Origin of the sequence: Rhodococcus sp. C-2 (genome assembly GCF_027854095.1) — a bacterium.
GTDB lineage: Bacteria > Actinomycetota > Actinomycetes > Mycobacteriales > Mycobacteriaceae > Rhodococcus_F > Rhodococcus_F qingshengii.
In genome coordinates this window covers 24,345-38,878 of sequence record NZ_JAQGFI010000022.1, presented here as the reverse complement: position 1 = coordinate 38,878, position 14,534 = coordinate 24,345, and the positions used below count along the sequence as shown (strand labels likewise).

The following is a 14,534-nucleotide window of genomic DNA, read 5'->3' as shown; positions in this document are numbered from 1 at the left end:
GTACCTCACGCGAAACGCTCGATGATGTGAACGATGCCAGCGCCGCCGTTTCCGCCACGGCCCCAGCTGTTGCTGTTGTTCCCAGAGCCCCCGCCGCCACCACCACCGCCAGGGAATGCGCCAGCGCCAGCCGTAGAGCCGTTGTTACGCGCACCTCCCGCGCCTCCACCGCCGCCAGTTGGGACAAGCTGAGATGGAACCTTGCCGGGCGCATTGGCCGTGGTACCACCCGGAGAAATGCCACCCTGACCACCCATGCCCTGGGTTGAGGGGTAGGACGCGGAAGTGGTGAATCCGCGTCCGCCGCCTCCGCCGCCGCCATGCAAGTCATAAGGAGAAACGGAAGATCCCGCGTTGGCCGGCGCTCCAGCAGCCTGAGTGACCAGACTGCCGAAGCCGCCAGGAATCATCCCCGTACCACCCGGAACCCGATCCCAGTTGCTTTGATACGCGAAGTCCGCAGTGGGACCGCCGATTCCACCGCCAGCCTCGAGGTCCAGGACCCAGGAACTACCGCCAGGTTTGCCGTTGCTGTCCGTGCTGATAGCGCCATCACCGGGGTATCCAACCTTGATGGAAATGACCTTCGGAGTTCCGTCAGCATTGAAAAGCATGCTGCCAGGAATGGTGAAGTGGTTTTCTCCACCACCAGATCCACCCCCGCCGCCGAGCTGGGAGGCTGGAGCAATGTCGATACTCCACTTCCCCGAAGCGCCGCCGCCGCCAGCGCCAACCATGATCACATCCCACGAAATCGTTCCCGGTGAAGCCGTGATGTCTGCGTTTCCTGTAAAGGTGCGCGTCTTACCGAAAATGGTGAGCTGGGCAAGCTCCTCACGGATCTCTTCGATGGTTTTCGAGTGGTCGGTGATCAACTGAAGTTGCTCTTCGAGTGACTTGCCGTCATGTTTGAACGCGTTCTGCGCACCCTGCCATTTACCTAGAGCGCCGTTGGTCAGTCTCGCCTTGGCTTGCTCCTCAGTCTCCAGCTGGCGCGCTCGGAAGAGACCACGCCCGAGGGAGCCTTCGGGGATGGAACCATCAGGAGCGGTCAAAGATCACACCTCCTCTTTCACTTCATCCGGCATCGTCGGCTCGGGCGGGATCTCGACGTGGGGAGCGTGCTGTCGCAGCAGTGCGGCGAGGATCACGATGTAGTTGCCTTGCGCTCGGACGAACCGAACGCACACCCGGATTAGCCTGCGATCCTCTTTGCGGCCACCTTCGAGTTCGGCAACCTTGGCCTGCAACTGTCGAACTTGTGATTGCTGCCGACTCACCCATGCCGCGAGGATGCTGGTCGCTGCGATGCCGAATGCTGAAATCCGTTCCGGGCTCAGTAATTCCAGCAGCATCGATCACTGCTCCGTATCGGAAGGGGCGCGGTGCCGGCCGGCGTCCGGAGTCGAACCGATATTCCGCTCGATCGCCCGCACGAGATCGGCGATCACGAAGACCGCCTGATGGTTTTTGGTAAAGCTGAGCGAGTACTTCTTCTCCGCTGCGAACCACTCCCAGACCGGCAGTCCCCACGAAGCGATCAGTTCGAGATCCGAGGTCACTGCATGCCCGCGTGCGTAAATCTGATCGAGTGCATTCTGTACCTCGACCACGGGCCGGTCGGCTGCCTCGGCGAGATCGAATGCGAAGGCGGACGCAATGAGCCCGGTACTCGCGGGCATTGCCGGGAGTACTTCGTCGTCGGTCTCGTCGATGGCGATGAGGGCGGGCTGCACGGGGGCGAGCGACGGCAGTCCCTTGGTCGATCCGAAGTTGCTCGAGGCCAGCGACGTCAGTACTGATACGAGTGCCGCGGTGGTGGCCAGGGTGAGGGCATCGTGCCAATTGATGTCCGAGAGCGTTCCGGTAGCCGGGATCGCGCCGACGAGGGCACCGACGAAGGTGCGGCCCACTCGGTCTGCGAGGTCGATCGCGAAGTTGCCCGAGGTGAGTGCCGTCGATGTCGAGAGTGCGATCAAAAACGAGACGAGGGCCGCGAGCGCCGCCGAGGACAGCGCCGTGGTCCAGGCGACGGAGGCGATTGTCGCGCCAGCCCCGAGGAAGACGAGCACTGTTTGCAGGAATGTCTTGCCGGTGCGATCGAGCAAGTCCAGCCAGAAGGCTTTCGTGTCGATCGAGTGAGTGCCGACGAGTTCGACTCCGAGAGTGAGAGTTCCGTTGGATTCAGCCATGGTCAGTAGTTCCTTCGTTCGTAGCGGTCAGATCGAGTGATGGAGTCATAGCCGCGCGCCCATCGCCAGGCGGCCCATAGGGTTACCCCTGCTGACGTGGCGCCGAGTGCGGCGATCGCGAGCGCAAGTTTCATCGGACGCCCGCCGCTCGCCAGGTATCGGGGCCGACGATGCCGTCAACCGCGAGTCCAGAACGACTCTGCACCTGTCGCACAACCGATTCGGTTGCAGGGCCGAAGTCGCCGTCGACTGCGAGCGTGGAGTAGCTCGCGAACATGCGGTTGAGCAGTGCCTGGAGATAGGTGACGTCTGCGCCGGTCGAGCCGCGCCGGATCGTCGCGCGAGCCACCGGGGCCGGGGTGGGCGTAGGGGCCGGGGCCGATCCCGCTGCGATGAGTCCGAGGTGGCCGGCTTCGAGTCGCTTCGCGAAGGCGATGAGCTTCGCGGATGCTCCGTCCCCGGACGCGGTGCCGTGGTTGAGTTGGAAGTGCATCTCGTCGGGGCGGTTCCAGTTTCGTCCGTGGAAGATGTTGTCTTCGAACAGTCGTCGGCCTTCGTTGATCTTGGCGACAATGCCTGCGGACATCCGACGCTGCCCCATGGGGTACTGCGTGGCGTTGAAGTCGAGGCCTGTACCGGAGAGGTGGTTCGAGTTGCCGACGTCGTTGCGTTCGGACCAGCCCCAGTCGTCGCCGACACCGGCCTTGTAAAGGTCGAGGCGTTCGACGTTGTTGTGGTACCAGATCGCCCACGCCCGCAACACGATTTCGGATGGTCCGGATCGGACGATCATTGCGGCGAGGTACTGATTGTCGGCGCCAGGAACGTAGATTCGCTCGCACGCTGCGCGGGTACACATTCGCCAACCGTTCTCGGAACGCGTGTTGCCATAAGCGGTTCGGAATAATGTCATGACTACCCCTTTCGGGATGTAGGAATGGAGGGCTCTAGAGGCCCAGATGTGCGACGAGCCGGTCGGCGATTTCGCGACCGACATAGGCGTCAGGGTCGACGTCCAGTCCAAGATTTCCGAGAAGTTCGACCACCTGACCGCCGTCGACGTCAAGACGCGACGCCAGTTCACTGACCTGCAAATGACCGGCGGGAGCGGAGAGTTCGGGAACGTCCTCGAATCCCATCTTTTCGAGCACCACCTGTTTCAGCTCGGCTCGATCAGACTGTGGCAACTGCGCCACGACATCCGTCCAGGAGCTCTGCGGAAGGTCGGGGGTCTCCATGGACACCCACTCACCCTGTGCAGTCCACCTGTCCGCCACCGCATTCTTGGGTGGTTGATATTTGAGTGTCGGCTTCGCCGATGGTCTGGCGCCGAGGATCCACATACGCCAGGACTGCATTTCCCAGTACTCAGTTCCGAGCATCAAAGGGGCTCCGACTACGCCGGGCATCCCTGTGAACATCCACAAGAACGCCTGGCGCGGATTACGGAGATCACAGTTCCCTCGTAGCGGAAGACCTTGCCCTTCCCATGCCGGCCACTGGTCGAAAGTCTTTCCGCGAACAAGTCCTTGCTGTTCCATCGTCAGACTCCCAACTGTTGAAGTGAGGTGGCGAACGCTTCGATCCGCTCCCATGCCTTCTGCACGGGGTCCTCGAGCGCGCGACTGTCGCCGATAGTCACGGTGCGTGTGACTGGCTGCTCGCGTGACCAGGACAGCCCTACCTTGGAGATCCGGTCGATGTAGATGCGGCCGGTCTTGTCTTTTTGCATCGTGAAACCTGCACGGTCACCGAGCCATACGTGTCCGGTCTCGCTGATCAGGAAAGGTGCGGCATCGCGGGCGCCGAACTCGATGGACTCGTACGAGCGTGTCGCCCAGATTCCCGCTCGGAGAACCATGAGCGAGGAAATGGTGTAGGCCTTGCCCGCACCGTCCTGGAAGTACTCGAAGTATCTCGTCCAGCCTTGATTGTTGGCCCGCGCGACCAACCGTGCGACCATCCAGGCGAGCACGGTCCCCATGTAGAACGGTTTCAGCACGGCGTCCGCCACACCGCCCATGGGTGGCACGCCGGGAATCATGGCGGTCAGATCGCCCAACATCTGCACTGTCGCCGACATCAATTCGTCGACGCCTGGGGCTGAGCTACCGCCCGTGACGACTTGTATGCCCTTCGACGGAGTCTTGCGGAACCGATACCTGTCCAGCCCGGTCTCTTCGCCGTCGCGCCACACCGCAAGCGGCAGCGACTTATTCGTCCGCTTGCTGCCCGGGATGTAGTACTCGGCCGGGATCGTGGTGTCGGTTTTGAGTTGCGACGTGCTTTCGATGAAATCGCCGATGAACTTCTCGACGGTCATTTTCAGGCCGTCGAATCGAGTGCCGCCCTGCGACGTTCCCGTGAACCGTCCGGATCGATCTTCGAACGACACGACAACCGTCCCGTGACGCAGGTTCGCACCGGGCCACGGAGGCGGATCGCCGTGAAGGTAGCGGCGCACGACAGGAGTGATTTCGCCGTCCTGCATCATCGTCTTGGCGATGTCGTGGAAGTTCTTGAAGCGTGAGCCCGCAATCCCCCACAGTGCACCGGAATTGAGCGAATCCATGAACTTGATCGGCTTGACGACGAGTGACCAGGTGGACTGATCGAGGTTCGTCCGATTCGCCGGATCCATCGGATCGTCCGGCATTGCCCAGGTCGAGTTTCGTTCCCGATGGCACTGGAGGTCGAGCATCGTGGACAGCACCCACGGGATCGGCCCCGGGAGGATGAACACGCGCGGCGCCTGGAAGTGCTCACCGAAGAAACTGTTGGACCAGACGGTGTACCACTTGAGCCGCTCGTAGTCGCTCGAAAACGTCGCTACGACAACCTGATCGCCGTTGTCTCGCTTGTCGAGTTCGACGTACTCGAGGAGTCCACCCCACCGTGAGCCTGTGTACTCGACGGTGATGTTGACGTTGCGCTTCTCGCCGCGCTGCATGCGGCCCCACTCGTCCCAGAGCCACTGCCCCACAGGGTGATCGAGCGGATGTTCCAACTGCCCGGGTCCGGTGTCGCCTTCGATCAGATCGAAGGTGCCGCCGTATTCGGCCTGCACCAGATGCTGCAGCCGCATCTCGCCGTCCCACAGCAATGCAACCGGTGGGATCTGGCGCTGATTCTGCTCACGCTGCTCTTCGGCCCGGGTGGCTTCCCAGATCGCTTCGCATTGCTCTTCGAGCGACAGTCCGTGATCGATCACCGTCACCGGCGGCCACCTCCTGTCATTGCATGCCGATAGGCCGCGACCATCGCCGCGGCTGAACCAGCTGGATCATCGCGCCGCCCGCCGGCGCGTTCGTCACCGATACCCGCAGAGTTTGCTTCTGCGTCTTCGGCGGGATGACGTACTCGAAAAACCGCCCGGGAACAGGCATCCGGCCCAGCAAGTTCGTATTCGCAGCATCACGAACCATCAGCTTCATCGGATCCAGATCGACCGTGAACCCACCCTCGAGCGCACCGATGGACGGCATGACGATGGAGCGGTTCGCGTCGTTGCGGCCCGACAGCTTCGACACGCCAGGTCGACGTTTGCCTGGCGGCCCCTCCCATGACACGTCAGGAAGGATCCAGTCACCGCGAGTGCCGATCCACTTGTGCCGCATCGGCTGATCCGTCGGGTTCCAGACCTCGATCTCGCCGGACCCCGAAGAACTGCCGGTCGACCACTTCGTGATGTAGTCGTCCTCGTAGTAGTGCGGTTGACCCGCTCGAAGTGGAATGATCGGATTCGAATACTCCACGACGAGCGGGTCGATGCCCGGATCGAAATCGGGCTGCTCGTACAGCTGCACGTCAAGGAACCGTGTCGAATTCTCTGTAATGACCTCGATGGACGCCAATTTCGCGTCGTGGTCCCACTGATCGACCCGGTAGTCGAACGCCTGCCGGAACCGCGAATCGATGTCCTCCTGGTCGCCGCCAGCAACCCGATCCGCGGAAACATGGAACCCCAGCGCAAGATCGCGCCAGTCGTTCCACATCCCCTTCATCGTTCCGCCCGACTCGGCGTTCGCCGCCACCCACGACGTGCGGACCGGGGAGTCGAACAGCCCCTTGACCTGATCGACTCCCAAGTCCACACCTTCGGTACCGGCATCCTCGCCGTGAACAGGCCAGAAGCTCCCGTCCGTGCCGTGAATGTTGATCGTCATCGATGCCATGGCGACCTCCCAGCCCTATCGATCATCCGAATGGCCTTCCTGCATGCCGCATCATCTGGCGACCCTGAGCACGCTGTGCGCTGTGCACCGCTGCCATGCCGTCAGAGAATGTCGGGTTGTTGATGTTGACCGAGTAGTCGTTTCCACCACCGGCATTCGGATTGATGGCGAGCGTGTCCAAGTTCGCAATCTTGGCGATATTCGCGAACTCGGGCGCCGTGAACACCGGCTCCGGAGCACCGGACTTGTTCAACGCCAACCCGCCGTGCGGGATCATTCCGCCCTGGTCGTAGAGCTTGATCGGCAACGTCTTGAGCCAATCCTCAACCCAATTCCCCGCACCGATCGTGACCGGCAGCTGACCGTCGATCTCACTCTGAGGGAACGAACGCGACACGAAGTCACCCAACGGATCTCGCATCGCCTCCGCAGCCGAGGACTCCGGCAAGGTGGATCCCGGCTTCGGCTTCTTGAACTCCGGAAGCGGGATATCCAGCCAACGAGAATTGACGCCGAATATCTCGAGCGCTGAATCGACTGCGATCCCCACCAGGTCGGACCCGTATTTCTTGAGCCGATCCTTCAGCGAGAAATCGCCGTTCGCGTCCTTGTCCTTGTCCTCCTCGACCTTCTTCCGAGTCGCGGCGAGCGAGTTCTGAGCCGAGTAGACCGAGATATCGGCCTTCTCCTTCTCGAGCGAGGTCGACTCGGGATCGTTGTACACCTCGTCCCGAGCCAACTGCGCATCCAGAAGAGCAATCTCGGCATTGCGCACCGAAATCGCATCCTCGTCCATCTCGCCAGTCAGAACAGGAGCCGGATCGTTCGATATCGAACTCTTGCCGTCACGTTTCTGCTCCAGCTCGCGGACCTTGAGCTCGGCCTGCTGAACCTTCAGCTCCGCTTGGTCACGATCAGCCTGAGACTTCTTGTCGTTGGCGTTGATCTTGTCCCGAGCCTCCTGCGCCTGAATCACAGCCACACGGGCCGATTCGAGTGCAAGAGCGTCCTTCTCGGTCCACTCCACTGGTTTCTCGCCACGCAGATACGCGCCCGACTTGCTGTCCCATCCGTCGATGAGTTCGTTCGGCAGGTGGAACTTCACCGGGAACTGCGACGACTGAGCGTTCGCACGGTTGCCGCCGATGCCCGATGTACCTTGAGCGCCGCCCGATTCCGCAGACATGCCGGCGATGGTCGCCGCCATGTGCTCTTTCGAGATACCGACCTGGAACTGCGTGCCCGCAGGACCCAAACCTGCCTGCAGACCCGCGACACCGCCACTACCGTTGAAGAAGTCGTACGTGGTGTACAGACGCTTCACCGATCCGGTGATGCCCATGACGATCTGCTGTAACCAGCCGACAAATCCCGAGCAGTCGAATTGCGTCGGCCCTGTACCGCCCCACAGGTACTTGTTGCCCTCGACGGATCGGCCGGCCGCGAGTCCCGCCTCGATACCGTTGCGGCCACCCTCGGCGAAGCGTGGAAGATTCTTCAACCGCGAGTCATCGCGGTTGATCATCCCCAGCAGCCAATCCCACTTTTCCGACGAGCGGCCGTTGACGATCCACTCGCCCTTGTCGACCCAGGTTGTCGGTACGCCATCGCGGCCCATTCCGAGGAAGCCGTCAACACGATCGGTGCCCGGCCCTGACGTGGGAAGTCGTGCGCCGTCGGCATTTCGAGGAAGCCGCCCACCGTAGTATCTGCCAGCGACCTGAGGCAGCCCCTGTTGGCGATACAACTCATTGATCGCGTCGTTCGACCAACCGCCACTCTGCTGCGCAACGGTGTAGAGCTGGTTGAACTGGACGGTGACCGTCTTGTCCTTCAGTGCGTCCAAGGCTGCCTTCGCGGCCCCGCCGTCGATCAGGAACTTCTCAATCCCCGCAATGAACGCCTTCGGGTCCGCAACCTTGCTCGACAGGTCGAACAGTTCCTGCAAACCAATGTTCTTCTGATCCTTGAGCTTCTCGATATCAAGATCGGCGCCCGGCTTTACCTCGAGCTCGTCGAGGTACTTCATGAAGGCGTCGGCGCTGCCCGCATTGAAATCGAACTGCTTGAGGTCGAGATCGATCCCGGCCATCGCCTTCAGATTGTCGAATGCGATCATGTTGTCCATGGCCGTGCTCAACTTCATCTGAAATTCGTTGTCGTCCATGTCGATCCGGATCTGGCCGCTAGGCAAATCCGTAACGTCGGCGCCCATGCGACGCAGTTCCGCCAGGATGCTCGGGTCGAAATCCTTCTCGACCGTCAGAACCTTCGGCTTACCTGGCTCGATCTGCATCATCTGAGACCAGACCTCAGCAAGACCCTTGGTCACATCGTCGGCGCCCTGGAGACCAACCTGAATCTGGATGGCACGCTCGTTATAGCCGAGATACTCCAGCGCATTTCGCATGTCGCCGATTTCGATCCCGAACGACTTACTGGTGCCTTCGACCTGCTGCTGAACGCTCGAGAAGATCTCGTTGATGTCCTTGCCGGCGTTTGCCATCTGGACTGCGTTCTGGATGATCTTGACGCTGGTATCTTCGAGATCTTGACCGTTTTCGGTCAGTGTCGAAATACGCCCGTTATCCAGCAGCTCGGAGCTTGCACCCTTCGTCTGGTCAATCGGCGCCGCTTGCAACAGTTCACGAGTGAGCTTGTTGTTGTCGTTCGTGGCCTGCTTTTCATCGGGGTTGATGCCCGCAATCAGCTGCAATGAGCGATACATTGCATCGCTCTTCTCGGTGGCAGTGGCCGCTTCGTCGCCGATCGTCTTCAGGAGATCGGACATCTCCAGATAGCCTGGCGTGAGTTCCGCAACGGCAGCACGCGTGTTCTGGAACCGTCGCCTCTGACCGTCGAGCCAGATGAATGTTTCCATTCCAGCTTCGGTTGATCGGTCCAACTGCGATGTCAGGTAACCAAACTCGCCGTTCGTCCCAGAAATTGCGCCGGCAAGTTCCTTGTTGGTGACACCCAGGCCGCTGAGTGTCGCCTCAACCATTTCAGCAGAATCTCGAACCGCAAGATCCTGCTTCATGCGCTGGTTGAACGAATCGCCGGTACCGAAGAGCGCATTGCCGGCGTTCTGCCATGCGCCGCCGGCCTGGGCCCAGATTCCTGGACCGTTGGCGATCAGCGTCTTCTGTGCTGTGCGTGCCTCCTCGATTCGGCTCGTCAGGGCCTCTGTGGCCTGTTCCGACATGGCACCACCGGACGCCTGCAGCGCCTTGGCCAACTCGAACTGAGATTCGGCGGTGCCTTGTGTGGCGACCGTCAGCGCTTCGTGGAATCGCTTCGACTTCTGAATCTCGCCATTGATTCCCGAGTACGCGACCATGCCACTGATGAGCGCGATGCCGACCGGACCACCCAGGGCGCCGGACACCGCGCTCATTCCGCGACTCAAGCCGCTTGCAGCAGAACTCATTGCCGAGAGACCAGCAGCGCCGACGCCGCCCGCAGCAGCGCCCATCCTCGAGATGAACGACGTCGTCCCATGAACTGCCTGACCGGCCAACAGGTGAACCGACGCATAACCCTTCGCCTGCAGGGCGGATGCCTGCATCGCTGCGGCCGTGGCCTTCTCCTGCGCCGCGTACGCCCGAAGCCCCGGCATTGCGTTGGTATACGCCGCACCCATCTTTCCCAAGACTGTGTTGGATGCAGTCATGCGGGCTACGAAACTCGACGCCCGGTCACTGAGCGTGAGCATCGTGCCGCTGAAACGGCTCATCGAACCGCTCGCAGCGCCATATGTTGCGGCATTGGTGCGCACATCGGCGTTGAAGCGGGAAAACGCACCACGGACACCGTCAACGGAATTTCCTGTCCTCTGCCACATCCGCTGATATGCGCTCAGCGGTTGCGTTCCGGCGGCGGCCTGCGCCGTCAGGGATGCCATCGACGGAGCGATACGTGCCATGATCGCGGGCACGGTTTTGAACAGGAAGAACGCTGCAGCCAGTGCGGTGACTACACCCTGGTTGTTCTCCATCAGGCTCGACAGGGTGCTCAGGGCAGGAACGAGCACCCCGTCCGCGAGCTGCGCTGTGAGCTCGAGAGTCGAGAGGAGCAACGTCCACGACGAAACCCCGAGCGCGCCTGATGCTTCGGCGAGCGATCCGACGATGCCCTTCACCGCGGGCCAGGCCTTCACGGCTGTGTCGCCGAGTGAATCAAACACGCCCGTGAAGCGGTCCCACTCCGAGCCGATCTTCGCACCGTTCTCCGACTGGAACGTCGCGAATGCCTTCTTGCCCTCCTCGCCGAACTTCTGCAGCTTCGGCAGTCCTTGGTTGAACACGCGATGATCAAGCGTGTCAGCAAATTTCGAGACGAGCGGCGTGGCAACGTCGATTCCGGACGTGACATCCTTGAGCCAGTTCGCCGAGCGGCTGAACGTCGGCTTAAGCGCTGCCGCGCCCACGCGGCCCATCGCCGCCATCGTGTTCGCCCACGCAGCCGACACGGTATTGCCAGCGGTGGCGGCGCCGCCGATGTTCTTCTCGATCGCCGCCAAATATGTTGCGGAGTCGACCTTGCCTTCGGCGACCATGTCCGAGAGCGCCTCTTGCGTGACGCCCATTTCGGTGGCGAGCCACTGGTAAATCGGCAGCCCGCGGATTGCGAGCTGGTTCAGATCAAGGGTGTAGGCCTTGCCCTTGGTTTGAACCTTGTTGATCACCGCGCCCATCTCTTCGATGGATGTTCCGGCGATCGTTGCCGCGTCTGCAGTCAGCGACAGGTAGCGCGTCAGGTCCTGGCCGGGCTTGATTCCGGCGGCGACGGCCGACGCTGAAATCGTTGCAGCTTCACCGAGACCGAAGGATGTGCCCTTCACCGAAGCGAGGGCGGAATCCATGATCTTCGCGGTACTGAGGGTCGTATGCCCAAGCCCTTCGAGCTTGCCCTCGGCGTTATCGATCGCAGTGAGGCGGCCGAAGCCCTTGTACAGCGCCGTACCAATTGCCGTCGATACCGCGGCGCCCGTAGCCGCGGCCCCCGCCATGAGGGTCTTCCCCATGGCTGCCGACATCTTCGAGCCCATGCTGTCGCCGGCCTTTTCGCCCTGCTGGACAACCTTGGACAAAGACTTCGACACTGCGGCCGGAATGCCATCGGTGCGCGCGGCAATCGGGACGTACATGGTCGCGAGTTCAATGCCACCGGCCATGGGCCACCTCCAGTTATTCAGTTGTCATCGAGGTGCTTCCACGTTTTGCGTGTCACAATGCGGCCGATCGCCGACCGTGAAACGTGGAAGAGGGCAGCAAGATCGGCGTAGGTGCATCCACTCGTGGCGAGCGCGCGCACTGCCAACACTTGCTGCGTGGTGAGCTTCGGAGTCCCTGGTTTGAGTTCGTCGTCGAAGGTTTCGCTGGATTCGGCGTCGAGGATCTCGGGTCGGTCGGCAATTGCGAGCGGAACCTGTTCCCGGTTGTCTGCTTTGAGCCTCTTGCGAAGCTCAGAGACTGGTAGCACCGTTTTCGGCTTGCTCTCCTCGGGCGGTGTAACGCCCGGGCGTGGCATCGGCTCGGGGCGCTTGGCCTTCGAGTTGCCGCCGCGCTGCCAGTTGCCGCCCTGGATTCCGTCGAAGATGCCAGCGAGCAAGTGTGCGTGCAGATCCCAGTGAAGATCAGGATTCTTGCGGCGCATATACGCGCCGTTTGGTGGGGGGTACTTGAGGTAGCACTTGAGGTCCCACCATGAAAGATTCGCGGTGCCGAGGAAATCCAGCGATCTACCCATTGGGAGCAGATCAGCTTGGATCGCCTCGGCGACCTCCTCCTCGTCCTCTAGGTATCCGAGGAGGCTGAGGATTCCCCCACTGGCGTCTTCGACTCGTTCTCCCAGTGAGTGTCGATCTGGCCGAGCTCACCGTCGGTGAGCTTCTCGAGGATCGCGTAATCCTTGGCGCTCACATGGAGGCTGAGCATCTTCAGGACGATGTCTCGGCCGGACCGCCGGACCGGCTCCAACGGCTCTCCATTTTCCGGCTGCGGCTCGTTCTTGCCCGAGAGCCAGTCGTGGAACTCCTTGGACTTTTCGACCGGGAAGTACTGAATCTTCGGAACCGTGAAGAAAAGCGGATTCTGACGGCCCTTGATCGGGATCTCGAACTCGATCTGAATCGAAGGATCGTGGGCAGGAGTGACACGGAAGATAGCCATGGTTGGACCAAGCCTTTCGAGAACGGATTTGCTCAACGTCGATTACGTGAAAGCGTTTGACGGACGGGCCTGTTGGTGTCCCGCCCCGTGAAGGGCAGGCCCGGTCCAATGGTGTTGACACCTCACGGGGCGGGAGAATGCGGTCAGACCGCGGCGACGGTCACAGCACCGGGAGGGGTGAGACCGGATCCCGATGCGGTCACAAGACCTGCGCCGTTCTTGAATACGACCGTGAACGGGCCCCCGGTGGAGCCGGTCACATCAACATTGCCGGCGCCGACGGTCGGGAGAGCCTCGAGTGCGGTCCTCACTGCTGCGGCCGTCGGATTGAAAGCGATGCCGTCCGTGGTCTCGCCGTCCACGTACACGTTCCACGTGCCTGCAGTGGATCCGCTGGGCAGCGTGAACAGCTTCGTCACAGAACCATCGGCGGAGCTGATGGTCATGACCGCGTTGTTGCCGTCCTTCTCGAACGAGGTGATTTCCACTTCGTAAGAGATGGTGTCGGTGTGCACGTACACGCGGTCGCCGGTCAAACTCGGCTGGCCGTCGGGAATGTAGTTGCGCACGTTCGTGTCTTCGTCGACGGTGTCGAGGACCCACGAGGAGTGTGGCAGCGTCTTCTTGTTCTTGTTGACCGTGATCACGTTGCCGGAGACCACGACGTTGCTCTCACCGAAAACGGTCTTGAGCACGGTCGCGTTCTTGGACTCCATGAACTTGAACTTGAACACCAGGCCGTACTTGGTCTGGAGAACCTTGACGACCGCGCCGCCGAAGGCGTTCTTCTCGGTCTTGTCTCGGGTCTCCGACTCCGTCATGCCGTCCTCTCCGACATAGCCGTGATCGAGCCAGGCGGGCGGAAGTGCAGAGCCAGCCGGACCGGGCGCCGGAGTGCCAAGCGGAGAACGGAACACGACGCCGTTGGCGAGCGGTTCGGAGGTAAGGATGTTGCCGGCAGAAGATGCCATGGGATGCCCCTTTCAGGCAGAGTTGGCCGTGCCGCACAATGGCGGGAAACGGCCTACGGAGTGATATGTCCCCTGATGTCGAGCTGCAGGGTGAACTGATAGCGCGGCATCGACGATTCCGGATCCGGAAACGACTGCGGGACACCGATCGTGGTGACCTGACGGATTCTCGGTTCGGTCGAATCACGCTGCGCCGCTTTGAGGATCGAGAACGATCGCTCGGCAAGCTTGCGCGCGCGGCCTTCGTTGTTGTCCCAGCATTGGAAGATGACCATCCTCGAGGAGAGGATGATGTTGCGATCTCCACCGCCTGCAGCTCGCGCCGTGACGAACCTGTTCGGCCGGGGCACCGGGACCCGGGTCGAAACGTCGGTGTTGTCGCCGAGCTTGTCGTAGAGATAGTTCGTGACGATTTCTTCGACAGGGTCGAACTCGATGACCTCAACCACTGGACGCTCCCGCGGCGCGGATGAGGTTGTTGTGCTTGGCTTCCGATCGCTTCGCCTGCGCGGTGGTTGCCGCAACCGACACGAATCCGCGACCCTGCGGCCGCTTCTGCCCCTGCACGGACGAGAGCGTGTACCCGGCAGCATCGCCGCCGACCGCGGCATGGACTTTCTCCATCGTTCGATGCAGATGACCCATGACTTCCGCGCCGCGACGGAGCTGCTCGAGCGCGTGCGGATTCCAGACGATGTCAGCTTTCGACATTGCGGACCACCTTCTCGATTTGTGTCGACCAGTGAGAGCACGGCGGCGACGGAAAGTCAGCCAAACCGACAAATGTCGATCCACTCTCATCGACGTACTCGACCAGGCAGTCGCCGCGATTGTCGTCAGCAAGCGGGATCTCTTGTCCACACTCGCAGACCGCGGTTACCGACTCCGCCGTCGTAACGGCTAAGGCTGGAGTGTGCGGATCAAGCCTTCGAGTCCTGAGCGTGGTGCGAAAGGAAACTCTGCCCGCAGCCACACGCGTTGCGTCCGGGAAAGTAATCCGAATCTCGTCCAGCGGACCCGACG

General features: G+C 61.5%; 13 protein-coding genes. All 13 read right to left on the bottom strand.

Annotation, left to right across the window (positions count from 1 at the left end; translation table 11 throughout):
* Nucleotides 1-5: 5 nt before the first annotated feature.
* On the bottom strand, nt 6-1,055 hold the full coding sequence (locus tag PCS43_RS31455) for a glycine-rich domain-containing protein (protein WP_209909381.1): 1,050 nt from the start codon (nt 1,053-1,055) through the stop codon (nt 6-8).
* A gap of 3 nt (nt 1,056-1,058) precedes the next feature.
* Complete coding sequence (locus PCS43_RS31450) at nt 1,059-1,355, bottom strand: hypothetical protein (RefSeq protein WP_064443989.1); 297 nt, start codon at nt 1,353-1,355, stop codon at nt 1,059-1,061.
* 3 nt (nt 1,356-1,358) lie between these two features.
* Nucleotides 1,359-2,192: a holin gene (locus tag PCS43_RS31445; RefSeq protein WP_209909384.1), complete on the bottom strand. Its 834-nt coding sequence runs from the start codon at nt 2,190-2,192 to the stop codon at nt 1,359-1,361.
* Nucleotides 2,193-2,322: 130 nt separating this feature from the next.
* On the bottom strand, nt 2,323-3,105 hold the full coding sequence (locus tag PCS43_RS31440; protein ID WP_245361471.1) for a peptidoglycan-binding protein: 783 nt from the start codon (nt 3,103-3,105) through the stop codon (nt 2,323-2,325).
* Between the two features lie 34 nt (nt 3,106-3,139).
* A complete protein-coding gene (locus PCS43_RS31435) occupies nt 3,140-3,733 on the bottom strand; it encodes a phage gene 29 protein family protein (protein WP_209909386.1) in 594 nt (197 codons plus the stop codon).
* Between the two features lie 2 nt (nt 3,734-3,735).
* Entirely contained in the window at nt 3,736-5,409 is a 1,674-nt protein-coding gene (locus tag PCS43_RS31430) for a Gp37-like protein (RefSeq protein ID WP_209909389.1), read from the bottom strand.
* A 16-nt stretch (nt 5,410-5,425) separates the two neighbouring features.
* Nucleotides 5,426-6,367 carry a hypothetical protein gene (locus PCS43_RS31425; RefSeq protein ID WP_209909392.1) on the bottom strand — a complete coding sequence of 314 codons (942 nt, stop codon included), beginning with the start codon at nt 6,365-6,367 and terminating at the stop codon, nt 5,426-5,428.
* A 22-nt stretch (nt 6,368-6,389) separates the two neighbouring features.
* Nucleotides 6,390-11,543 carry a tape measure protein gene (locus PCS43_RS31420; protein WP_209909395.1) on the bottom strand — a complete coding sequence of 1,718 codons (5,154 nt, stop codon included), beginning with the start codon at nt 11,541-11,543 and terminating at the stop codon, nt 6,390-6,392.
* Between the two features lie 17 nt (nt 11,544-11,560).
* Nucleotides 11,561-12,118 carry a hypothetical protein gene (locus tag PCS43_RS31415; protein WP_209909398.1) on the bottom strand — a complete coding sequence of 186 codons (558 nt, stop codon included), beginning with the start codon at nt 12,116-12,118 and terminating at the stop codon, nt 11,561-11,563.
* Between the two features lie 47 nt (nt 12,119-12,165).
* The gene (locus tag PCS43_RS31410; RefSeq protein WP_209909401.1) at nt 12,166-12,540 is read right to left on the bottom strand and encodes a hypothetical protein; all 375 of its coding nucleotides are present in this window, start codon (nt 12,538-12,540) and stop codon (nt 12,166-12,168) included.
* 143 nt (nt 12,541-12,683) lie between these two features.
* On the bottom strand, nt 12,684-13,511 hold the full coding sequence (locus PCS43_RS31405) for a phage tail tube protein (RefSeq protein ID WP_209909404.1): 828 nt from the start codon (nt 13,509-13,511) through the stop codon (nt 12,684-12,686).
* A gap of 53 nt (nt 13,512-13,564) precedes the next feature.
* A complete protein-coding gene (locus PCS43_RS31400; protein ID WP_209909407.1) occupies nt 13,565-13,960 on the bottom strand; it encodes a hypothetical protein in 396 nt (131 codons plus the stop codon).
* Complete coding sequence (locus tag PCS43_RS31395) at nt 13,953-14,222, bottom strand: hypothetical protein (RefSeq protein WP_209909410.1); 270 nt, start codon at nt 14,220-14,222, stop codon at nt 13,953-13,955. The genes PCS43_RS31400 and PCS43_RS31395 overlap by 8 nt, the downstream gene beginning before the upstream one ends.
* Between the last annotated feature and the right edge of the window lie 312 nt (nt 14,223-14,534).